29 protein-coding genes and 1 riboswitch are annotated in these 23275 nt (G+C 33.9%); of the genes, 25 read left to right on the top strand and 4 right to left on the bottom strand.

Features of this window, described 5'->3' with window-relative positions; translation table 11 throughout:
- The 15 genes from SH09_RS10210 to fabZ all read left to right on the top strand — a co-directional run.
- The coding region (locus SH09_RS10210) for a serine hydroxymethyltransferase (protein ID WP_042739545.1) at window positions 1-940 on the top strand (940 nt) is incomplete at its 5' end.
- An 18-nt stretch (window positions 941-958) separates the two neighbouring features.
- Window positions 959-1588 (top strand): uracil phosphoribosyltransferase, encoded by a 630-nt coding sequence (gene upp, locus SH09_RS10205; RefSeq protein WP_042739544.1) that lies wholly within the window; start codon window positions 959-961, stop codon window positions 1586-1588.
- 22 nt (window positions 1589-1610) lie between these two features.
- A complete protein-coding gene (gene wecB, locus SH09_RS10200) occupies window positions 1611-2741 on the top strand; it encodes a non-hydrolyzing UDP-N-acetylglucosamine 2-epimerase (RefSeq protein ID WP_042739543.1) in 1131 nt (376 codons plus the stop codon).
- Window positions 2742-2897: 156 nt separating this feature from the next.
- Window positions 2898-3248 carry an ATP synthase subunit I gene (locus tag SH09_RS10195; RefSeq protein ID WP_042739542.1) on the top strand — a complete coding sequence of 117 codons (351 nt, stop codon included), beginning with the start codon at window positions 2898-2900 and terminating at the stop codon, window positions 3246-3248.
- 28 nt (window positions 3249-3276) lie between these two features.
- On the top strand, window positions 3277-3999 hold the full coding sequence (gene atpB, locus SH09_RS10190; RefSeq protein WP_042739541.1) for a F0F1 ATP synthase subunit A: 723 nt from the start codon (window positions 3277-3279) through the stop codon (window positions 3997-3999).
- Window positions 4000-4049: 50 nt separating this feature from the next.
- Window positions 4050-4262: a F0F1 ATP synthase subunit C gene (gene atpE, locus SH09_RS10185; RefSeq protein WP_002510315.1), complete on the top strand. Its 213-nt coding sequence runs from the start codon at window positions 4050-4052 to the stop codon at window positions 4260-4262.
- Between the two features lie 98 nt (window positions 4263-4360).
- Window positions 4361-4888, top strand: a complete 528-nt coding sequence (locus SH09_RS10180; protein ID WP_042739540.1) for a F0F1 ATP synthase subunit B — start codon at window positions 4361-4363, stop codon at window positions 4886-4888.
- Complete coding sequence (locus tag SH09_RS10175) at window positions 4888-5427, top strand: F0F1 ATP synthase subunit delta (protein ID WP_042739539.1); 540 nt, start codon at window positions 4888-4890, stop codon at window positions 5425-5427. Before SH09_RS10180 ends, SH09_RS10175 begins: the two co-directional genes overlap by 1 nt.
- Before the next feature lie 21 nt (window positions 5428-5448).
- Entirely contained in the window at window positions 5449-6960 is a 1512-nt protein-coding gene (atpA, locus tag SH09_RS10170; RefSeq protein ID WP_042739538.1) for a F0F1 ATP synthase subunit alpha, read from the top strand.
- 31 nt (window positions 6961-6991) lie between these two features.
- Window positions 6992-7858, top strand: a complete 867-nt coding sequence (gene atpG, locus SH09_RS10165) for an ATP synthase F1 subunit gamma (RefSeq protein ID WP_042739537.1) — start codon at window positions 6992-6994, stop codon at window positions 7856-7858.
- A 21-nt stretch (window positions 7859-7879) separates the two neighbouring features.
- The gene (gene atpD, locus SH09_RS10160) at window positions 7880-9292 is read left to right on the top strand and encodes a F0F1 ATP synthase subunit beta (protein WP_042739536.1); all 1413 of its coding nucleotides are present in this window, start codon (window positions 7880-7882) and stop codon (window positions 9290-9292) included.
- 19 nt (window positions 9293-9311) lie between these two features.
- Window positions 9312-9719, top strand: a complete 408-nt coding sequence (locus SH09_RS10155; RefSeq protein WP_042739535.1) for a F0F1 ATP synthase subunit epsilon — start codon at window positions 9312-9314, stop codon at window positions 9717-9719.
- A 217-nt stretch (window positions 9720-9936) separates the two neighbouring features.
- A complete protein-coding gene (locus SH09_RS10150) occupies window positions 9937-10170 on the top strand; it encodes a DUF1146 family protein (RefSeq protein WP_042739534.1) in 234 nt (77 codons plus the stop codon).
- A 111-nt stretch (window positions 10171-10281) separates the two neighbouring features.
- Complete coding sequence (gene murA / locus SH09_RS10145; RefSeq protein ID WP_042739533.1) at window positions 10282-11547, top strand: UDP-N-acetylglucosamine 1-carboxyvinyltransferase; 1266 nt, start codon at window positions 10282-10284, stop codon at window positions 11545-11547.
- A 51-nt stretch (window positions 11548-11598) separates the two neighbouring features.
- Complete coding sequence (gene fabZ / locus SH09_RS10140) at window positions 11599-12039, top strand: 3-hydroxyacyl-ACP dehydratase FabZ (RefSeq protein ID WP_042739532.1); 441 nt, start codon at window positions 11599-11601, stop codon at window positions 12037-12039.
- Window positions 12040-12100: 61 nt separating this feature from the next.
- Here fabZ and SH09_RS10135 read toward each other — a convergent pair whose 3' ends face one another.
- The gene (locus SH09_RS10135) at window positions 12101-12550 is read right to left on the bottom strand and encodes a YwpF-like family protein (protein ID WP_042739531.1); all 450 of its coding nucleotides are present in this window, start codon (window positions 12548-12550) and stop codon (window positions 12101-12103) included.
- Window positions 12551-12740: 190 nt separating this feature from the next.
- On the opposite strand from SH09_RS10135, the gene SH09_RS10130 reads away from it, so the two are divergent.
- The 7 genes from SH09_RS10130 to yidC all read left to right on the top strand — a co-directional run bounded on the left by SH09_RS10130 (window position 12741) and on the right by yidC (window position 18495).
- The gene (locus SH09_RS10130; RefSeq protein ID WP_042739530.1) at window positions 12741-13160 is read left to right on the top strand and encodes a single-stranded DNA-binding protein; all 420 of its coding nucleotides are present in this window, start codon (window positions 12741-12743) and stop codon (window positions 13158-13160) included.
- A 454-nt stretch (window positions 13161-13614) separates the two neighbouring features.
- A complete protein-coding gene (locus SH09_RS10125; protein ID WP_042739529.1) occupies window positions 13615-14307 on the top strand; it encodes a transglycosylase family protein in 693 nt (230 codons plus the stop codon).
- A gap of 120 nt (window positions 14308-14427) precedes the next feature.
- A riboswitch (TPP riboswitch) is annotated at window positions 14428-14526 on the top strand.
- Between the two features lie 86 nt (window positions 14527-14612).
- The gene (gene tenA / locus SH09_RS10120; protein ID WP_042739528.1) at window positions 14613-15302 is read left to right on the top strand and encodes a thiaminase II; all 690 of its coding nucleotides are present in this window, start codon (window positions 14613-14615) and stop codon (window positions 15300-15302) included.
- On the top strand, window positions 15295-16116 hold the full coding sequence (gene thiD / locus SH09_RS10115) for a bifunctional hydroxymethylpyrimidine kinase/phosphomethylpyrimidine kinase (RefSeq protein ID WP_042739527.1): 822 nt from the start codon (window positions 15295-15297) through the stop codon (window positions 16114-16116). The genes tenA and thiD overlap by 8 nt, the downstream gene beginning before the upstream one ends.
- Window positions 16109-16897 carry a hydroxyethylthiazole kinase gene (gene thiM, locus SH09_RS10110; RefSeq protein ID WP_042739526.1) on the top strand — a complete coding sequence of 263 codons (789 nt, stop codon included), beginning with the start codon at window positions 16109-16111 and terminating at the stop codon, window positions 16895-16897. The genes thiD and thiM overlap by 8 nt, the downstream gene beginning before the upstream one ends.
- A 2-nt stretch (window positions 16898-16899) precedes the next feature.
- Complete coding sequence (gene thiE, locus SH09_RS10105; protein ID WP_042739525.1) at window positions 16900-17538, top strand: thiamine phosphate synthase; 639 nt, start codon at window positions 16900-16902, stop codon at window positions 17536-17538.
- 87 nt (window positions 17539-17625) lie between these two features.
- Complete coding sequence (gene yidC, locus SH09_RS10100) at window positions 17626-18495, top strand: membrane protein insertase YidC (protein ID WP_042739524.1); 870 nt, start codon at window positions 17626-17628, stop codon at window positions 18493-18495.
- A 221-nt stretch (window positions 18496-18716) separates the two neighbouring features.
- Here the strand turns inward: yidC and SH09_RS10095 are convergent, their stop codons facing one another.
- Together SH09_RS10095 and cls are read right to left on the bottom strand one after the other, a co-directional pair.
- Window positions 18717-19379 (bottom strand): HD domain-containing protein, encoded by a 663-nt coding sequence (locus tag SH09_RS10095; RefSeq protein WP_042739523.1) that lies wholly within the window; start codon window positions 19377-19379, stop codon window positions 18717-18719.
- Between the two features lie 68 nt (window positions 19380-19447).
- On the bottom strand, window positions 19448-20932 hold the full coding sequence (gene cls, locus SH09_RS10090; protein WP_042739522.1) for a cardiolipin synthase: 1485 nt from the start codon (window positions 20930-20932) through the stop codon (window positions 19448-19450).
- Between the two features lie 143 nt (window positions 20933-21075).
- Here cls and csoR point away from each other — a divergent pair, with 143 nt between their 5' ends.
- From csoR to SH09_RS16370, 3 genes are all read left to right on the top strand, one after another.
- On the top strand, window positions 21076-21369 hold the full coding sequence (gene csoR, locus SH09_RS10085; RefSeq protein ID WP_042739521.1) for a copper-sensing transcriptional repressor CsoR: 294 nt from the start codon (window positions 21076-21078) through the stop codon (window positions 21367-21369).
- Between the two features lie 13 nt (window positions 21370-21382).
- Window positions 21383-21586, top strand: a complete 204-nt coding sequence (gene csoZ, locus SH09_RS10080) for a putative copper chaperone CsoZ (protein ID WP_042739520.1) — start codon at window positions 21383-21385, stop codon at window positions 21584-21586.
- Between the two features lie 214 nt (window positions 21587-21800).
- Window positions 21801-21941: an Lmo0850 family protein gene (locus SH09_RS16370; RefSeq protein WP_107512514.1), complete on the top strand. Its 141-nt coding sequence runs from the start codon at window positions 21801-21803 to the stop codon at window positions 21939-21941.
- 100 nt (window positions 21942-22041) lie between these two features.
- Here SH09_RS16370 and SH09_RS10075 read toward each other — a convergent pair whose 3' ends face one another.
- Window positions 22042-23259 (bottom strand): FtsW/RodA/SpoVE family cell cycle protein, encoded by a 1218-nt coding sequence (locus SH09_RS10075; RefSeq protein WP_042739519.1) that lies wholly within the window; start codon window positions 23257-23259, stop codon window positions 22042-22044.
- Between the last annotated feature and the right edge of the window lie 16 nt (window positions 23260-23275).

The following is a 23275-nucleotide window of genomic DNA, read 5'->3' as shown; positions in this document are numbered from 1 at the left end:
GGTTTATCTCGTAGCATTGGAGCACGGTGATACTGTATTAGGAATGAACTTAAGTCATGGTGGGCATTTAACACACGGTGCACCTGTTAACTTTAGTGGTCAATTTTACAACTTCGTAGAGTATGGAGTTGATAAAGAAAACGAACAAATCAATTATGACGAAGTATTAAAAGCAGCAAAAGAACACCAACCAAAATTAATTGTAGCTGGTGCTTCTGCTTATTCACGTACAATTGATTTTAAACGCTTCAAGGAAATTGCTGATGAAGTCGGCGCGAAATTGATGGTAGATATGGCTCATATTGCAGGATTAGTTGCTGCTGGATTGCATCCTAACCCAGTTGAATATGCAGACTTTGTTACTACAACAACTCACAAAACTTTACGTGGACCACGTGGTGGTATGATTTTATGTAAAGAAGAATACAAAAAGCAAATTGATAAAACAATCTTCCCTGGTATCCAAGGTGGACCTTTAGAGCATGTGATTGCAGCAAAAGCAATTGCATTTGGTGAAGCATTACAAGATGATTTCAAGACTTATCAACAACAAGTTGTTAAGAATGCTAAAACTTTAGCAGAAACTTTAATTAATGAAGGTTTCAAAGTGGTATCAGGTGGAACAGATAACCATCTTGTTTCTTTAAATGTTAAAGATTCAGTAGGTATTACAGGTAAAGTTGCTGAAGAAACATTAGATGCTATTGGTATTACTTGTAATAAAAATACAATCCCATTTGATCAAGAAAAACCATTCGTTACAAGTGGTGTGCGTTTAGGTACGCCAGCAGCAACAACTCGTGGTTTTGATGAAGCAGCATTTGAAGAAGTTGCTAAAATTATTAGCTTAGTATTAAAAAATCCAGAAGATGAAAAAGCATTAGAAGAAGGAAAAGAAAGAGTTAAGGCATTAACAACAAAACATCCTTTATATAATTAAAATTGGAGGAAGTAAATTATGGGCAAAGTACATGTTTTTGATCACCCACTTATTCAACACAAATTAAGTTATATTCGTGATGTACATACAGGGACAAAAGAATTTAGAGAATTAGTAGATGAAGTCGGTATGTTAATGGCATACGAAGTGACGAGAGATTTAGAATTACAGGACGTTGAAATTGAAACGCCTGTAACCAAAATGGTTGCCAAACGTTTAACAGGTAAAAAATTAGCTTTCGTACCAATTTTACGTGCAGGACTAGGCATGACTCAAGGTATTTTAAATCTGGTACCGGCAGCAAGAATTGGTCATGTTGGTTTATATCGAGATCCAGAAACATTAGAAGCGGTAGAATATTTTGTTAAATTACCTCAAGATATTGAAGAACGTGAAATTGTTGTAGTGGATCCAATGTTAGCGACTGGTGCATCAGCAATTGAAGCAATTAACTCACTTAAAAAACGTGGCGCGAAACACATTCGTTTTATGTGCTTGATTGCTGCTCCAGAAGGTGTAGAAAAATTACAAGAAGCGCATGAAGATGTTGATATCTTTATCGCAGCATTAGATGAAAAGCTAGACGACCATGCATATATTACACCTGGCTTAGGTGATGCTGGAGATCGTCTGTTTGGTACAAAATAGTTTCTCCTAGGAGTGGAGTTGTATGAAGAAAATAATGACTGTATTCGGTACAAGACCGGAAGCAGTGAAAATGGCACCACTTATTTTAGCATTGCAAGAAGACCCTGATCTACAACCAATTGTTGTCGTGACGGCACAACATAGAGAAATGTTAGATTCTGTGTTAGCCAGTTTTGATATCAAACCAGATTATGATTTGGATATCATGAAACAAGGACAAACACTTTCTGACATTACTTCACGCATACTTACTAGAATAGAGGATGTTATCAAAGAGGAACGACCAGACATGATACTTGTTCACGGTGATACCATGACAACCTTTGCTGGTAGTTTAGCGGCATTATATAATCAAATACCTATCGGTCATGTAGAAGCAGGATTGAGAACATTTGATAAATATGCTCCATTTCCAGAAGAAATGAATAGACAGATGGTAGGGGTAATGGCAGATTTACACTTTGCTCCTACCAATAATGCTGCAACAAATTTATTAAATGAAAATAAACCATCTGAAACCATTGTAGTTACAGGAAATACAGCAATAGATGCAATGAACACGACCATACATGAATCATATGAATCAACTATTATAAATAAACATAAAGATAAACGAATTATCTTACTCACTGCTCATAGAAGAGAAAACATTGGTGAACCAATGACACATATCTTTAAGGCAGTACGAGATATAGTTGATAGGTATGAAGATGTTGTCGTTGTTTATCCTGTACATAAAAACCCAAAGGTTAGAGAAATTGCAGACAAATATTTGTCTGATCATTCACGCATTGAATTAATTGAACCGTTAGAAGTGGTTGATTTTCATAATTTTGCTCATCAAGCGTATTTAATATTAACGGATTCTGGTGGTGTACAAGAAGAAGCACCTTCACTGGGAAAACCAGTATTAGTGCTACGAGATACAACAGAACGACCAGAAGGTGTCGAAGCTGGCACATTAAGAATTGTTGGCACTAATGAAGAAAATATCTTTGAAGCGACGCAACAACTATTAGATAATGCTACTTTATATGAGCAGATGAGTCATGCACGCAATCCATATGGTGATGGCTTAGCGTCTAAAAGAATTTGCGAGAATATCAAATATTATTTTCAGTTAATTTCTGAAAAACCGGAATCATTTAAATAAATAAAGGTGGTTAATGTGTCGAAAATGTGACAAGTTTGTAAAAATTTTAACTACAATTTGAATAGAATTGACACGTTAACCGCCCTATATTATTATTAAAACTATATGAATGGAACGGTTTTCATAAATGAACTACAAAATGAAATGAGGCACAAAATGAAACGTTTCAGCATCATTTTTAAACAGTACTTACAATACTATTTATATGGTATAATTGTGCTCTTTATTGTGTTTATTTTCACAAGGTCACCAGTTGTATTAGGACTTATTTTAGGACTTACAGGTTCTTTATGTATTACATATACATTTGAATATTACCTTGCAAAAGCTAAAGATAAGGATAATATACATATTTCAACGGGCAACGTTTGGAGATATTTAACTGTGATTATAGCTTGTTGTATTTGGGTTCTATATAAGGAATATATCAATATTTTTGGTGTCATTGTTGGTTTATCAGTTTCTTATGTTTTAATTATTTTAAAACCTTTGATTCAAAAGAATTAAATATTAATCGTGAAAGAGGTGAGAACAGATGCAACATGAAGATCCTCTAGTTGGTTGGAAATTGTTTGGTATAGACATCGTGTTTAATCTTTCATCTATTATGATGTTGATTATTACAGCGGTTATTGTTTTTGTCATAGCTATTATTTGTACACGAAACCTCAAAAAACGTCCTTCCGGCAAGCAAAACTTCATAGAATGGGTTTTTGATTTTGTAAGAGGCATTATTGAAAGTAACTTATCATGGTCTAAGGGTGGACAATTCCATTTCCTTGCAGTGACATTGATATTGTTTTTATTTGTCAGTAATATGCTAGGTTTACCTTTTTCAATTGTTTCAGGGCATACCCTATGGTGGAAATCACCAACGGCTGATGCCACTGTAACCTTAACGTTATCAACGTTAATTATTCTACTAACACATTATTATGGTATTAAGATGCGTGGTACTAAGAAGTACTTTGGCAACTACACGAAACCAATTTTCTTGATGCCAATTAATTTGTTCGAAGAATTTACTTCAACGTTAACGTTAGGTCTTCGACTTTATGGTAATATCTATGCAGGTGAATTATTACTAACATTACTTTCAGGTTTAGTTGTTAATCACTTGGCATGGGGTTGGATTATCGGTGTGCCAGGATTAATTGTTTGGCAAGCATTCTCGATATTTATCGGTGCAATCCAAGCATATATTTTCATCATGTTATCAATGGTTTACATGTCCCACAAAGTATCGGACAGCCATTAATAATATAATTTAAAAAATAAAAAAAGAGAAAAATTAGGAGGATTTTATAAATGAATTTAATCGCAGCAGCAATCGCAATTGGTTTATCAGCACTTGGTGCAGGTATTGGTAACGGTCTTATTGTATCTAGAACAGTAGAAGGTGTAGCACGTCAACCAGAAGCACGTGGACAATTGATGTCAATTATGTTCATCGGTATCGGTTTAGTTGAGGCATTACCAATCCTTGGTCTTGTTATTTCATTCATCGTAATGTTCATGTAATTACAATTTTAGTTAAAGGCGAAGTCGATTCCGACTTTCGCCGTTCGTTTTATCTTAAAGAATTACGATTAATTTGAATGAAAGGAGTGTCTATGTAAGTGACTGCTACGACAAACATGTTTGTGCTTGGTGCAACCGAAGCTACAGGCGTTCAGTGGGGAACAATAATCGTTACAGCTATAACATTTTTAGTCTTACTAGCTTTATTGAAAAAGTTCGCATGGGGTCCTTTAAAAGAAGTTATGGATCAACGTGAACGTGATATTAATAAAGATATTGACGATGCTGAACAAGCAAAATTAAATGCACAAAAATTAGAAGCACAAAACAAACAAACGCTAAAAGAAACACAAGAAGAGGTTCATAAAATTCTAGAAGAATCTAAAATTCAAGCGCGCAAACAACATGAAGAAATTATTCACGAAGCTAATATTAGAGCTAACGGCATGATCGAAACTGCACAAAATGAAATCAATAGTCAAAAAGAACGTGCTATCGCTGATATTAATAATCAAGTTTCTGAGCTTTCAGTATTAATCGCATCTAAAGTCTTACAAAAAGAAATTTCAGAGCAAGATCAAAAAGCATTAGTTGAAAAGTACATAAAAGAGGCAGGCGATAAATAATGGCTAAGATAGCAAAAAAATATGCCAAAGCATTATTTGATACCGCTGTTGATCATAATGAACTAGAGACAATGTATGAATCATTTTCAACAATAGATAGCGCTGTAGAACCAGAAACTACAAAGTTAAAAGAATTAGATGAGGACCCACAAAAGGATGCTGAACAACGCATCCGTTTTGTGACGTTAGTCTTTGGCGAAACGAATCAGTATTTACTTAATATGTTGAAAATATTAGCTAAAAATCGCCATCTTTCGTATATTCATGAAATATTTAAGGCTTTTGAAGCATTATATAATCTACATCATAAGCAAGATTTTGCAGTTGTCGAATCTGTTTATGCTTTATCTGAAGATGATTTAACCCAAATCGAGACAATTATCAAAAAGCGTACTAACTTAGAAAAAGTGATGTTAACGAATCATATTAACCCAGAGTTAATCGGTGGCGTTCGAATTAAAGTTGGTACAAAAGTAATGGATGCAAGCGTTCAGAATGACCTTGCTCAATTAGAAAAGCAATTTATACGAGTGAAATAAAAAATTGGAGGAGTGACATAGATGGCCATTAAAGCTGAAGAAATCAGTGCATTACTTCGCTCTCAAATAGAAAACTATGAGTCAGAAACTTCTGTTACCGATGTAGGTACGGTCTTACAAATCGGTGATGGTATTGCATTAATCCACGGATTAAATGATGTTATGGCTGGAGAGCTAGTAGAATTTAAAAGCGGCGTTCTAGGTTTAGCTCAAAACTTAGAAGAATCAAATGTTGGTGTCGTGATTTTAGGACCATACGCAGACATCAAAGAAGGGGACGAAGTAAAACGTACTGGACGTATTATGGAAGTGCCTGTTGGTGAAGAGCTAGTAGGTCGCGTAGTGAATCCACTAGGACAACCAATTGATGGACAAGGTCCAATCAATACTACAAAGACACGCCCAATCGAAAAGAAAGCAACTGGAGTTATGGATCGTAAATCAGTTGACGAGCCATTACAAACAGGTATTAAAGCCATCGATGCGTTAGTACCTATCGGTAGAGGTCAACGTGAGTTAATCATTGGTGACCGTCAAACTGGTAAAACAACAGTTGCTATAGATACAATACTTAATCAACATGATCAAGATACAATTTGTATTTATGTTGCCATTGGTCAAAAGGATTCAACAGTTCGAGCTAACGTTGAAAAATTACGACAAGAAGGCGCGTTAGATTATACAATTATCGTTTCAGCGTCTGCAGCTGATCCAGCCCCAATGTTGTATATTGCACCTTATGCTGGTGTGACAATGGGTGAAGAATTTATGTTTGCTGGTAAAGATGTACTAATTGTTTATGATGATTTAACAAAACAAGCATCAGCTTACCGTGAACTTTCATTATTACTTCGTAGACCACCAGGTCGTGAAGCATACCCAGGTGATGTCTTCTACTTACATAGTAGATTATTAGAAAGAGCTGCAAAGTTAAATGATGAATTAGGTGGCGGTTCAATCACTGCGTTACCAATCATCGAAACACAAGCTGGAGATATTTCAGCTTATGTACCTACAAACGTAATTTCTATTACAGATGGTCAGATCTTCTTACAATCTGATTTATTCTTCTCAGGTGTTCGCCCTGCGATTAATGCAGGACAATCTGTATCACGTGTAGGTGGTTCTGCACAAATTAAAGCTATGAAAAAGGTAGCAGGTACGTTACGTTTAGATTTAGCGTCATATCGTGAATTAGAATCATTTGCTCAATTTGGTTCTGATTTAGATGAATTTACAGCTCAAAAATTAGAACGTGGTAAACGTACTGTTGAAGTGTTGAAACAAGATCAAAACAAACCACTACCTGTAGAGAACCAAGTGTTAATCATTTATGCATTAACTAAAGGATACTTAGACGATATTCCAGTTGTTGATATTACTCGTTTTGAAGAGGAATTCAACCAATGGGCTAAATCAAATGCATCAGAGTTATTAAATGAAATTAAAACTTCAGGTGGCTTACCAAGCGACGAAACTTTTGAAACTGCAATTCAAGACTTTAAAAAGAGTTTCAGTAAAACAGAAGCATAATATCGTAAAGTAAAATAAAGGTGGTGAGATAATGGCCTCTCTTAAAGAGATAGATACACGTATAAAATCAACAAAAAAGATGAAACAAATTACGAAGGCAATGAACATGGTATCGAGTTCGAAATTGCGTCGTGCTGAGAAAAACACGAAACAATTTAGACCATACATGGAAAAAATGCAAGATGCGATAACAGCAGTAGCTGGTGCGAATAAACATACACATCATCCTATGTTAAAGCAACGTGAAGTAAAGAAAAGTGGATATTTAGTAATTACCAGTGATAAAGGTCTTGCTGGCGCTTATAATGCGAACGTGTTAAAACGTCTACTCAAAGATATCGAACAGAAACATAACAGCAAAGATGAGTATACTATTTTGGTCTTAGGCCAAGTTGGTGTAGATTTTCTAAAGAATAAAGGATATGACATCAAAGAATCATTAGTTGATGTTCCTGATCAACCTTCTTTTAAAGAAATACAAGCGATTGCTAAAAAAGCAATTGATTTATATAGCGATGAAGAAGTAGATGAAGTTAAAATTTACTTCAGTCATTTCGTCAGTGTATTAGAACATAAACCATCAATGAAGACCGTACTTCCATTATCTCCAGAAGATTCAAGTTTAGGTCATGGTCAAATGTCATCTTATGAATTTGAACCAGACAAAGAATCAATATTGAGTGTCATACTACCTCAATATGTTGAGAGTTTAATATACGGAACAATATTAGATGCAAAAGCGAGTGAACATGCAACACGTATGACAGCTATGAAAAATGCATCAGATAATGCGACAGAACTTATTGATGATTTATCACTAGAATATAACAGAGCGAGACAAGCAGCAATTACACAGCAAATCACTGAAATTGTTGGTGGTTCAGCTGCACTTGAATAATAATTAAAGGAGGAAAATAGCATGGGATTAGGCCGTGTAACACAAGTTATGGGTCCAGTAATTGATGTTCGTTTTGAACACAATGAAGTTCCGGAAATTAATAATGCTTTAGAAGTTGAAGTTGTAAAAGACGATGAAACAGTTTCTTTAACATTAGAAGTAGCATTACAACTTGGTGATGACGTAGTTCGTACGATCGCTATGGATTCGACTGATGGCGTAAAGCGTGGTACAGAAGTTAAAGATACCGGTAAAAGTATTAGCGTTCCTGTAGGTGACGCAACATTAGGTAGAGTGTTTAACGTTCTTGGAGATACAATTGATTTAGAAGAAAAAATTGATGACTCTGTCAGACGTGACCCTATCCATAGAGAGTCTCCTGCATTTGATCAATTATCAACAAAAGTTGAAATTTTAGAAACAGGAATTAAAGTTGTTGATTTGTTAGCACCATATATTAAAGGTGGTAAAATCGGATTATTCGGTGGTGCCGGTGTAGGTAAAACCGTTTTAATTCAAGAATTAATCAACAATATCGCACAAGAACACGGTGGTATTTCCGTTTTTGCCGGTGTAGGAGAGCGTACACGTGAAGGTAATGATTTATACTTCGAGATGAGCGATAGTGGTGTTATTAAGAAGACAGCGATGGTCTTTGGTCAAATGAACGAACCACCTGGTGCTCGTATGCGAGTAGCACTTTCTGGTTTAACTATGGCTGAGTATTTCCGTGATGAAGAAGGGCAAGATGTTTTACTATTTATCGATAATATCTTCAGATTCACACAAGCTGGTTCTGAGGTTTCAGCATTATTAGGCCGTATGCCTTCAGCAGTAGGTTACCAACCTACACTTGCTACTGAAATGGGTCAATTACAAGAACGTATTACGTCAACGAATAAAGGTTCTGTAACGTCAATCCAAGCGGTATTCGTACCTGCCGATGACTATACTGACCCTGCACCAGCAACGGCATTTGCTCACTTAGATGCTACAACAAACTTAGAGCGTAAGTTAACTGAAATGGGTATTTACCCAGCAGTTGACCCACTGGCTTCAACTTCAAGAGCACTTGAGCCTACAATTGTTGGACAAGAACATTATGAAATTGCACGTAATGTCCAAGCTACTTTACAAAAGTATAGAGAGCTACAAGATATCATAGCTATTTTAGGTATGGATGAGTTATCTGAAGAAGATAAACAAACAGTTGAACGCGCACGTCGTATTCAATTCTTCTTATCACAAAACTTCCATGTAGCTGAACAATTTACTGGTCAAAAGGGATCTTATGTACCAGTGAAGAAAACTGTAGAAGACTTCAAAGCAATCCTTGATGGTAAATACGATCATATTCCTGAAGATGCGTTCCGTTTAGTCGGTGGCATGGAAGATGTAATCGCAAAAGCAAAAGATATGGGTGTTGAAGTTTAAAAATTAGGAGGTATGGATAGTGAGTAATACATTAAGCCTTAATATTGTCACTCCTAATGGTTCTGTTTACGACCGAGACGATGTAACGCTAGCAGTTTTGCAAACAACTGCTGGTGACATCGGGGTTATGTATGGACATATACCTACAGTTGCAGCGCTAGAAATTGGCTATGCCAAAATTAACTTTGATGGCGGTTCAGAATATATTGCAGTGAGTGAAGGTTTTGTCGAGGTTAGACAAGATAAGTTATCTATTATTGTTCAAACTGCAGAACCTGCAAATGATATAGATGTATCAAGAGCTGAACAAGCTAAATCTAAAGCAGAGTCGCATTTAAACGATAGCAATGGTAATAGTGACATTAATAGAGCCAAACGTGCACTAGAACGCGCAAATAACCGTATTCGTGTTGCTAACTTACAATAGATTTATGAAATTGAAGTTCCTTAATTTTAAGGAGCTTCATTTTTTTTGGTGAAATTGTATACGTTAATCTATTTTAAAATGAGTAAACTACTTTAAATTCGGGAAAAATAATATAGTGTAATTTAATCGTGTATCTAATTTACTGCTTAAGTATCTTTTCAAGCTTATTTCATGTAAAATAAGTAGATAGTGAATTGAATAGTGAGGTGCAGAAATTATGGAATACATGGCACAATTTTCAATAGTTCACCTAATCTTGCATGTTATTTGTATTTGTATTGCTTATTGGGCTTTAAACGCAGTGAGATTAGATCAGTTTTTTAAAAAGGGGTATCCCTTACAAATTCAAATCTGTATGATATTTTTAGCTATTTTATTAGGTACTGCTGTAAGTAATTTTCTTGTAGATTTATTACAATTTTCAACACAAATAAAATATTTGGCACAATAGTTCAAATGCTTGTACCTTTTTTAAAATACTAGATATAATGATTTGGAAGAATCATGAATTAAATAAAATTAGATGAAAATATTTATAAGTAGTAAAGTGGAGGATTTTAAGATGGATAAGATAGAAATTAAAGGTGGAAATAGATTAACAGGGGAAGTTAAGGTATCTGGTGCAAAAAACGCGGTATTACCTATACTAACTGCATCATTACTAGCATCTGATGGTGAAAGTAAATTATTAAATGTTCCTGCACTAAGTGACGTTGAAACAATTAATAACGTACTTTCAACATTAAATGCTGAAGTATCTTATAACAAAGAAGAAGATGCTGTAACAGTTGATGCAACGAAACAGTTAAATGAAGAAGCGCCATATGAATACGTAAGTAAGATGCGTGCAAGCATCTTAGTAATGGGACCATTATTAGCGAGATTAGGACATGCTAAAGTAGCACTTCCTGGTGGCTGTGCAATTGGTTCAAGACCTATTGAGCAACATATCAAGGGCTTTGAAGAACTAGGTGCAGAAATTCATATGGATGGTGGTTTCATTTATGCGACTACTAAAGATGGTTTGAAAGGTACAACAATCCATTTAGATTTTCCTAGTGTAGGTGCTACTCAAAATATTATTATGGCTGCATCACTTGCAGAAGGTAAGACTGTGCTTGAAAATGTTGCACGTGAACCTGAAATCGTCGATCTTGCTAATTACATTAATGAAATGGGAGGAAATGTAATTGGCGCAGGAACTGACACGATTACGATTCACGGCGTTGAGAAATTACATGGAGTAGAACATTCAATTATTCCAGATAGAATTGAAGCAGGTACATTGATTATTGCTGGTGCAATTACACGTGGTGACATTATTGTTCATGGTGCAATTAAAGAACATATGACAAGCTTATTATATAAGTTAGAAGAAATGGGTGTGGAATTAGAATATAACGGTGATTCTATACATGTTAAAGCAGAAGGTGAGTTAAAACCTGTAGATATTAAGACACTTCCTCATCCAGGATTCCCTACTGATATGCAATCACAAATGATGGCATTACTGTTGACTGCTGAAGGTCATAAAGTAGTTACAGAAACAGTATTTGAAAACAGATTTATGCATGTTGCAGAATTTAAACGTATGAATGCACGTATTACTGTAGAAGGTAGAAGTGCTAAAATAGAAGGTAAGAGTCAACTTCAAGGTGCTCAAGTTAAAGCAACAGACTTACGTGCAGCTGCAGCTCTTATCTTAGCTGGATTAGTTGCAGATGGTGTAACACAAGTTACAGAATTAAAGCACTTAGATAGAGGATATGTTGATTTACATGGTAAACTTAATGGATTAGGTGCAGATATTAAACGTACTCAAGACTAATCATAGTACGATATGAAACAGCAATGAATATTGAGTTGGAGGAAACAAGTCATGGAAACAATTTTTGATTACAATCAAATTAAGGAAATCATCCCACATAGACAACCATTTTTATTGATTGATCGTGTTGTCGAATATGAAGAAGGGCAACGTTGCGTAGCGATAAAGCAAGTTTCAGGAAACGAACCATTTTTCCAAGGACATTTTCCAGAATATGCGGTAATGCCTGGTGTATTGATAACTGAGGCTTTGGCTCAAACAGGTGCAGTCGCAATGTTAAACAATGAAGCCAATAAAGGAAAGTTAGCTTTGTTTGCAGGTATCGATAAATGCAGATTTAAAAAGCAAGTAACTCCTGGAGACACTTTAAGATTAGAAGTGGAAATTACGAAGATGAAAGGGCCAATTGGTAAAGGTAATGCTAAAGCAACTGTAGATGGACAAGTTGCATGTAGCTGTGAACTAACATTTGCCCTACAAGATAGTAAATAATAAAAATAACCGTAAAAGTTTTATGTATGTAAATACTATAACTTTTACGGTTATTTTATTTTTATTCTTTTTCAAACTTTTCATCTTTTAATCGAGGTTTAGATTGCATCATTCTATTAAATGATTTCTTGAGTTCTTCTCCAGATAATCCTTCATCGATTAATTGTTCTAATAAGCTTTCAGCATAAACTTGTCTCAATGTATAGATATGACATTCAAAAACTACCGAAATCGACTGTGCTTGTTCCAATTTACTAATATGTTTTATCGTGGCATCAAACAATGCAGGATCATTGGCTGGACGTGTAATAACTACACGGATATCTAGTAGTGTTTCATCGTCCATATATTTTTTCATTGTTTCATAATGAAAATCTGAAATGACGATTTCAAGCAACCAGCCAGTGCCACTACTCTCTTTATTGATAATGACACCATCATCTAATTCGTATTCAGTTACACCACCATTTTCTGATACAATTTGAAATCGAACGGCTTTAAAGGTCTTCATCGTCTTCACATCCAATTATAATTTTTAAAATCTACGATATTTCTATTTATAGTAGTATTATAACGTAATTTTAATTGAGAAAGGTAATATTTATAAAAATGTGATGAATCTACTCTTAATATATTTAAATAATTGTGTTTTGACTATAAAGACCGCTTTGCATATGATAAGGCTATGAAGGAGGTGACACATGATTAATAACATTGTCATTGTCGGTAGACTGACAAAGGACCCACAAATATATGAGAAGGAGGGAAAGAAACTAGCTACGTTCTGTGTAGCTGTTAATCGGAGTTACAAAGACAAAGATCAGAATACCATTTGTGATTATTTATATTGTAAAGCATTCGGTAAACTAGCTCATAATATTGAACACTATATCAACCAAGGTTCACTAGTCGGCGTTACTGGTCAGTTACAATCTAGTAAATATGAGAAAGAAGGTCAGACACATTTTGTATCTGAAATATTTGTCGAATCAATTAAGTTCATGTCTAAACGTGTTACGAAAGAAAGTACATCACTTTATGAAACTATCCCACTAGATGCGCAACAACAATTAACCGAACAATCTGAAATAGCAAACAATAAATTATTTGAAATTGTTTAATACATCCACTTTATAACAAATAATCCCTTTTATAATCCATTCAAATTAATATACATTTAATCCTACTATTCATTATACTTTTCAGGCTATTCTTCTCTAATGATTGAAATTGAGAAGGATAGCTTTTGTCATGTTGAAAATAAAGATAATCACATTCAAATAGAGTGTAATAACACACCAAAAAACACTGTTGTGACAGTTTTTATTGACTGAATAGTCAGATAAATTACAATAATATTACGCAGTTAATAACAATCACAAACGCTTAAAAGCTTTCATAGCAATCTAAAACAGTTTAAATTCAAAAAATATATAATTTTTTTGATGTAACTAGGATGTAAAAAAGACTGTTGTTTTTTTATTTCTCTGTAACCTACAGGTATGTTTTGAATGTTATAGTTGCTTTAGCAAATTAATCATAAAACTAATTACCTTATAGGAGGAATTTTTAGAAATGAAAAAGACAGTAATTGCATCAACATTAGCAGTAGGTTTAGGAGTAACAGGCGTTGCAGCAGGAAATTCAGCAGACGCTTCAGAACAAGGTGTTAATAAAGCTGAGTTAGCGCAATTAGCTCAATCAAATCCACAACAATTAAATGAATCTCCAGTACATGAAGGTTCATATAACTATAACTTTAACTTAAATGGTGTAAACTATAACTTCCAATCAAATGGTGAAACATGGTCATGGAGTTATGGTGAAGGCACTTCAAATAATAATTCAGGTGCAGCAGAAGTTGAACAACCACAACAACAAACAACTACACAAACTGAACAACCAGCTCAAGAAGCAGCACCACAAACTGAACAAACACAACAACCACAACAAGAAGCAACAACTCAACAAGCTTCAACACAACAAACATCAAATAATTCTAGCAGCGAAGAATCAACTGGTTCTTCAGTAAATGTAAATAGTCATTTACAACAAATCGCTCAACGTGAATCAGGCGGAGATTTAAAAGCTGTTAATCCTTCAACAGGTGCAGCAGGTAAATATCAATTCTTACAAAGCACTTGGGATTCAGTAGCTCCTGATGAGTACAAAGGTGTATCTCCAACAGAAGCTCCAGAATCAGTTCAAGACGCAGCAGCAGTTAAATTATATAATACAGCTGGTGCTTCACAATGGGTAACTGCATAATATATATGAAATAAGTTATTTTAAGCTCACTCCAGACTAGGGGTGAGCTTATTTTGTGAATTGGACTTTATTGCAATGTTATAAACATTTTGTTATGTTTAAATAAATATAAAGATTAAAAAATACTACTAGGGGAGCCATATGGCTGAGATGAATAAATTCAGACCCTTACAACCTGATTTGGTTAGTACCAACGTAGGAAAGTAGTGCAATTTATAGTAGGTCATGTTTTGTTACGACTTCTATAGATTTACTACATTCCTATTGTTGGAATGTAGTTTTTTTATTATAGGAGGACTTTGATTTTGTTATTTTCAGAAGAATTAAAAAAAGCAGCAGCACCTATTTTAAATGACATATATGATGATCCATTTATCCAAGACATGCTCCATGGAGAGTTGTCGTACGAGGCGACAAAATTTTATTTAAGAGCAGATGCGTCTTATTTGAAGGAATTTGCGAATATATATGCATTGTTGATACCAAAAATGCCTGAATTGACAGATGTTAAGTTCTTAGTTGAACAAATTCAATTTATAGTAGATGGTGAAGTTGAAGCACACGAAATTCTTGCGGATTATGTGCAAGCTCCATATGATGAAATCGTTAAAGAAAAGGTTTGGCCCCCAAGTGGAGACCATTATATAAAACATATGTATTATTATGCCTTTGCTAAAGAAAATGCAGCATATACAATAGCTGCTATGGCACCTTGCCCATATGTATATCAAGTGATTGCTAATAGAGCACTTCAAGATCCAGAATTAAATACAGATTCAATTTTAAAACAATGGTTTGACTTTTACAGTACTGAAATGGATGAATTGGTTAAAGTCTTTGATGATTTAATGAATAAATTAACAGCGCGTGTTAGTAAAGAAGAACGAAATGAAATTAAAGAATCATTTTTACAAAGTACGATACATGAAAGAAACTTTTTTGCAATGTCTTATAATCAAGAGGCATGGTCATTTGGAGGAGATAAAGATGAATAAACCTAAAATAGCTTTGACAATAGCAGGTACTGATCCTACAGGCGGAGCAGGTGTTATGGCTGACTTGAAATCATTTCATGCATGTGGTGTTTATGGTATGGCGACAATAACAAGTATTGTTGCTCAAAATACAAAAGGCGTACAACATATTCATAATTTAGAAACAGAATGGTTAAAAGAACAATTAGAAAGTGTCTTTGATGATGAATTGCCTCAAGCTATAAAGACAGGGATGATTGCATCTAAAGAAATGATGGAGTTAATTGCACAATATTTACAAGCATATCCAGAAATTCCATATGTCATAGATCCAGTGATGCTTGCAAAAAGTGGAGATGCCTTAATGGATGACGAAGCAAAAGCAGATTTACAGAATATCTTATTACCATATGCCACTGTTGCAACGCCAAATATTCCGGAAGCAGAGGAAATTGTTGGATTTAAGATTAATTCTGAAGCAGATATATATAAAGCAGGAAAGTTATTTATCGAAGAAATTGGAAGTAAAGGTGTTGTGATAAAAGGTGGACATTCTACAGATTTAACGACTGCTAAAGATTACTTGTTTACCACGGAAGACGTTTTTACGTTCGATTCACCTCGTTATGAAACAAAGCATACACATGGTACAGGTTGTACATTTTCAGCAGTTATTACAGCAGAATTAGCCAAAGGCAAATCAATTTATGCTGCTGTGCAAAAAGCTAAAAACTTTATAGCGTTAAGTATTAAACATACACCAGAAATCGGACAAGGTAGAGGACCAGTAAATCACTTTGCATATATGAAAGAAGTGGGGTTAGATGATGAATAATTTAGATAAGATAAAAACCATGCAGCCATTAATTATTTGTTATACCAATGACGTTGTTAAGCATTTTACTGCAAATGGCTTACTGAGTTTAGGGGCAAGTCCGGCAATGAGTGAAGCACCTGAAGAAGCGACAGAAATGTTATCTGTTGCACAAGCATTATTAATCAATATTGGCACAATTACTAAAGATAGAGCGAAAGATATGTTAGAAATTGCTAAAATTGCAAATAAAGTTGGTACACCTGTGATATTTGATCCAGTTGCAGTTGGTGCATCTGATTTTAGAAAACAGTTCTGTAAGCAATTTATAGAGGAAATTGATATCGCAGTCATTAAAGGTAATGCTTCTGAAGTACTAGCACTAATCGATGATGAAACAACGATGAAAGGTACAGATAGTGATGTGAATTTAGATGCAATAGATATCGCACGTAAAGCACTTGATCAATTACAAACAGCGATTGTAATTACAGGTAAAGAAGATATTATAGCGCAGGATAACAAAGTGATTCAATTGTCAAATGGTTCTTCTTTACTGACACGTATAACTGGTGCGGGTTGTTTACTAGGTGCTATTGTAGGGGCCTTTTTAACTGAAAAGGGAAAGGTACAAATACAGCAATTAGAAGAAGCGGTTGCTATTTATAATATTGCAGCTGAAGCAGCGGAACAACTGGCAGGTCATCAAGGACCGGCATCATTTATGACAGCATTACTAGACGCGTTATATCATATTTCATATGATGATTATTTAAAATCAAATCGTAGAACAGAGGTATAAGGATGTTTGATAAACAACAATTAAAATTATATTTTATATGTGGGACACAAGATATTCCAGAAGTAACTACGATTCAACATGTATTAAAGGAAGCTTTAAGTGCGGGTATAACGATGTTCCAATTTAGAGAAAAGGGTGCTACAGCTTTAAGAGGGAATGATAAAGAAAAACTTGCAATAGAGTTATTAGAATTATGTCGTGCTTACAATGTACCATTTATAGTTAATGATGATATTGAACTAGCTCGTAAAATCGATGCGGATGGTGTGCATGTTGGACAAGATGATCAGTCAGTAAATGTATTTGCAACTCAGTTTCAAGATAAAATTATTGGTTTGAGCATAAGTGATGAAGATGAGTATCAACAATCTGACCTTACACATGTTGATTATATTGGTGTTGGTCCGATGTATCAAACTTCATCTAAAAAGGATGCTAATGCACCGGTAGGTCCTTCAATGATACCAACTTTACGTGCACATGTTGGAGATTTACCAATTGTGGCAATAGGTGGTATACAAATAGATAATACAAATACAATTATGCAGCATGGCGCAGATGGCGTTTCAGTGATTTCTGCTATTGCTCAAAGTAGTTCAGTTTCAAATACTGTTCGACAATTTTTACAAACTGTTGAATAATATATAAAATTCACTGTTTTTGATTTCTACTTCTCTTTGAGTATGATAAAATAAATTCTATGTGAATAAATCATTAGAGGTGGAAAAATGAAGAAGAAAGCGCTACTACCTTTGCTTTTAGGTGTAATGGTCTTTTTAGCAGGCTGTGACTATTCAAAACCTGAAAACAGAGACGGATTTTTCTTTAATACATTTGTAGAACCAATGGATAAACTTATTCATTGGCTAGGATCAAGTTTTAACAATGACTACGGTCTAGCAATCATTGTACTTGTATTAGCAATCCGTGTCGTATTATTACCATTCATGCTATCAAACTATAAAAATAGTCATATGATGCGTGAAAAAATGAAAGTTGCAAAGCCAGATATCGACGCAATTCAAGAAAAAGTTAAACGCTCACGCACACAAGAAGAAAAAATGGCAGCAAACCAAGAAATGATGGAAGTTTATAAGAAATATGATATGAATCCAATGAAGAGTATGTTAGGTTGTTTACCGATGTTAATTCAAATGCCTATCATCATGGGATTATTCTTCGTATTAAAATATCCTTCTAAGGGTGGATTTACTGAGCATCCTAATTTCTTATGGTTTAACTTATCACATCCAGATATTTGGATTACGATAATTGCCGGAATATTATACTTCTTACAAGCATTTGTTTCTAGTAAGAGTATGCCAAATGAACAAAGACAAATGGGTTATATGATGATGATCATTTCACCAATTATGATCGTTTGGATTTCATTAAGTTCAGCATCAGCATTAGGATTATATTGGTCAGTCAGTGCGGCATTCTTAATTGTACAAACACAATTGGCTAATATGTACTACTCTAAACTTGCTAAAAAAGAAGTTGCACCAATGATTGAAGCAATGAGTAAAAACAAAGAAACTTCTGGTAAAAAAGCAGGGAACACACAAGTAGTATCAAAGAAAAATAAAAAGAAATAAAATATAATAAATGTGAAGTATTAGAAATTTATATCTATTGATTAATTAACAAATTCAAGGATATAAATCCTAAAATATAGCCAGTAAATGAGTGGATCCATTCATTTACTGGCTTTTATTTTTTTACAATATAATATTTTGTAACTTCATATATTTAATTATATAAAAAAGCGTGTCGAAGCATGATGTATATATTAATTTTGAATGTATTTATAAATGAGTTAGAAATACCATTCTTGAAAAAATTGTTTAACAAAATTTTCCATATAAATATGTCTTTCTTCTGCTAGTTTCTTTGCGGTCGTCGTATGCATTAAATCCTTTAATTTGAATAGTTTGTCATAAAAATGCTTAATAGCAGATGGAGGACTATGCATAATATCATTGGTATGTGGTATTTGCTGTGCTTTTTCGACATTTGTGTCTATTGTGGATGTTTGCCACATAGGTTCTCCAAAGTGTCCAGCAAATTGGAATGTACGTGCGATACCGATAGCGCCGAGAGCATCTAATCGATCAGCATCTCTGACAATTTGTCCTTCAATTGATAATTGAACTGCATTATTTTTGCCATCTTTATAACTTATATGTTTGATGATATGTAATATGTGTTGTTGTTGATGAGAAGTGAGTTGTAATTGTTGCAGAAAATTAGTTAATGCTACTAACCCCTCAGATTGATTGGTAAGTTTGTCATCTACAGTATCATGTAACAAGCTAGCTAACTCGATAATGATTTTGCTTCCGATTTGTTCCGAGTCAGAAATATACCTTGCTAAATGTAAGACACGTTCGACATGTGCTACATCATGACCAGTGGTATCATTTTTATGAAACTGATACATATAAGCTTTAGCATGTTTGATTTGTTCTAAATAATCCATTTAAACGAACTCCTTAAAATAATAAATCTAAAGTAATGATTCAATCACTACTTTAGATTATCAGATTTCTATAAAATGGGGGACAATAATTGAGAAATGCTCTCTTTAAATTTAACCCATAATCCACGTTTATCATAAATAGATTGAGTCAATTTGGTAGATACCTTTAAATCATGTTCAAATGCATCTTTTAGTAATTGTGCAATTTCAGTATCATAGATAAATGCATTTACTTCAAAGTTTAAAGTGAAGCTACGATGATCCATATTAGCTGTACCTACACTGGCTACTTCTTCATCTATAATTAATGTCTTAGAATGTAAAAAACCATGTTGATACTGATAAATATTTACCCCAGCATCCAGTAAAGATGCTACATTATTATAAGTTGCCCAATAGACAAATGGATGATCTGGCTTATTCGGTATCATTACATTAACATCAACGCCACCTAAAGATGCAATTTTGATAGCATCTAGGAATGCTTGATCGGGAATGAAGTATGGTGATTGTATATAGATTGATTTTTTTGCTGACGAAATCATTTTTAAATAGCCATATTTAATCTGTTCCCATGTCTCATCTGGGCCACTAGAAGCTATTTGAATCCCTTTACTACCACCAGAATCGACATCTGGAAAATATTTCTCAGCATACTTCAAATTATCCCTAGTAGATTGTGCGTTCCAGTCCAACATAAATCTTAATTGCAATGCATTAACTGCATCTCCAACAATTTTTAAGTGTGTGTCTCTCCAATAACCGAATTTCTTTTTTAAACCAAGATACTCATCACCAACATTAAAGCCTCCCACATAGCCAATGTGACCATCAATTATTACAATTTTACGGTGATTTCTATTATTCATTCGGAGATTAATTAAAGGTAATTTTGAAGGGAAAAATGCTTCGACATGGCCACCTTTTTTGCGAAATGCTTTAAAGTCTTTGATAGATAATCGTCTAGATCCCATATCATCATATAGCATTTTCACTTCAAGACCTTCATCTAGTTTATGCTCTAGTGCTGTCAGTATACGCTTTCCTAAGTCGTCATTTCTGAAGATGTAATATTGGATATGTATATAATCCTTCGCATTATATATATCGTTAATTAAACTATCAAATTTTTCTTTACCATCAGTAAATACTTGAATATCATTGTCAGTCGTCAAAAAGGCTGCATTGTTATAGAGGAGCATTTGTACCATATCTTTAAACTTAACAATTTGATGATTACCTTTTGAAAATTCATCATTTTTCAAAGCTTCTAATTGTTCATTTACAATCATTTCTATACCGACTTTGTCTTCTTCATCTAAAGAGAAAATACGTTCTCTTTGTATTTGACGTCCGAATAGTAAATAAATAATAAAACCGAGTATAGGCAAGAGCAGTAATACTAAAATCCATGCCCATATGGAACCTGCAGAGCGACGTTCCATAAAAATGATTGTGAAAGCAAAGATAAGGTTTAATATAAATGCACTAATTAAAATAACATTAATGACTACATTTGTATGGTAAAAAGTTAAAGAAAATATATCTATCATATTAAACCTCCACACTAACTCAATATTTATTGAAAATTATAAAAGTCTTAATTATTGTAACATGCTCAGTTAGGTTTATCACTTGACTTATACCTATTAGGGGTATAATATATTTTTGAATTGAAAAATGGAGGCGTATATTTATGAAAGAGACAGAAACTGCGCATCATTCAGAGCAAACAAAATCTAATTTGAAATCACGATTAAACCGAATTGAAGGACAAGTGCGCGCAATTAATAGAATGATTGATGAAGATGTGTATTGTGATGATGTATTAACTCAGATTAGAGCAACGCGTTCTGCCTTAAATAGTGTCGCGACGAAATTATTAGACCATCATATGAAGAGTTGTATTATGGATAAGGTCAATCAAGGACAACAAGAAGAAGCGATGGAAGAATTATTAGTTACATTTCAAAAGTTAATGAAAGATTAGAGAGGGAATAGCAGTGCAAACACAAACCATACAAGTTAGTGAATTAAATGATCAAACTAAATTAGAATTATTAAATCAGACTTTGGCTGAAATTGATGGTGTCAAGTCAGTCCAAATGGATACCGATGATCATGTCATTACAATAAAATTTGAAACACCTGCAAGTTTAAATAATTTAGAAAAAGCAGTTTACGATTTAGGATATACTGTATTGTAAACTATTAACAATAAATAGTAGTTAACAATCATAATAAAATTGTTTTGGATAAAGTTTATGAGGTTATTTTTTACAACTTAACTTTAAAGCTAATTAATTATGTCTATTTTTATACTAATCACAATATTTAATTAAAAAAATTTGAATATAATGTGGTAATTGTTATATAAATCGGGTAATATGAAGTAGAAGCTTGAAAGTTAGGGGTGATGATATGAATAAGGATAACCAAAAAATTCAAAATGTAGTTAAACTATTATCATCATTAGGGGTAAACATTAAGAAGACCAAATCAAGATTTGAAGTGATGCATACTTTACCAGCTACTGTTAAAACCGCTAACGAATTGAAATAGTCACCTATTAAAACGATTGGAGCAACGCTCTCGTCGTTTTTTTTATAGAAATAGCCATGAGATAATCAATACATTATCTCATGGCTATTTTCATGTTTGTTTACGTGCGCGCTAATGATTGTTGTTCAGTACTTGTACTTGGTGCGTATTGCTTTGGCTGATGATATGTGATTGATAGCAAGACACCAACGCCACACATGAGACTCCATAATGAACTACCACCGTAACTAATAAATGGTAAAGGAATACCAGTAATTGGTAATAGTTGAATTGTCATGCCTATATTTTGTAAGACATGGAATAAGATTAATGCTACATATCCGATAATAAATAGTTTACTAAATGGCATTTCAATTTTACTAGCTAATCGGATAAGGTGGAAAATAAGTGCTAAATATACAAGCAATAATATCACCGAACCAATAAAGCCAAATTCTTCACCAATAACTGAAAAAATAAAGTCTGTATGGTTCTCTGGTATATATACTTCGCCGTGATTGAAGCCCTTTCCAAAAAGTTGACCCGAACCAATAGCTTTCAACGACTCTGTTAAATGATAGCCATCACCACTGCTATAAGTGTAAGGATCTAACCATGAACTAATTCTACCCAATTGATAAGTCTTAATGCCGAGTACATTTTCTATCAATGAAGGTTTATAAATAATAGAAAGTATTATCGAAGAGCCTAGTACAAACATTGCTATAAACAAGGGTGCTAATATTCTCCAAGAAATACCACTTACGATAATTACACCTACAATTATGGCGCAAATGACTAATGTTGTTCCTAAGTCATTTTGTAATAATATTAAGCCCATTGGAATAATAGAAACACCAATAATTTTAAATAATAATTTAAAGTCTGTTTCTATCGTGCGATTAAATGTAAATTGGTTGTGTTTAGAAATTAATTTGGCTAAAACTAATATCAACACGACTTTCATAAATTCTGAAGGTTGGATGCTGATTGGTCCAAATTTATACCAACTTTTTGCACCATTGATGATTGGGGTAAACGGTGTCTCTGGAATAATAATGAGAATAAATAGACCAATACAAAGTATGAAATATAATAAGTATGTATATTTCATCAACTTCTTAGGCGATATTAGCATAATTAAGCCAGCAATTATCCCACCGAATACGTAATACAAAATTTGTCTGATACTGAAATTGGCGCTATATTGCCCGCCGCCCATAGCAGAGTGTATGATTGATACACTTATGATTGCGAATAGAGCGAGAATTGCGACGAGTTTCCAGTCTATACGACGTATCCAATGATTCTTTTTTAATTGACGTGAAGTACTACTCATTTCCTACTCCTTTAAA

Source organism: Staphylococcus gallinarum (assembly GCF_000875895.1).
In the GTDB taxonomy this organism is placed as follows: Bacteria; Bacillota; Bacilli; order Staphylococcales; family Staphylococcaceae; genus Staphylococcus; species Staphylococcus gallinarum.
Note: the sequence above shows the minus strand (reverse complement) of the source record. Positions and strands in the feature narration are given on the sequence as shown.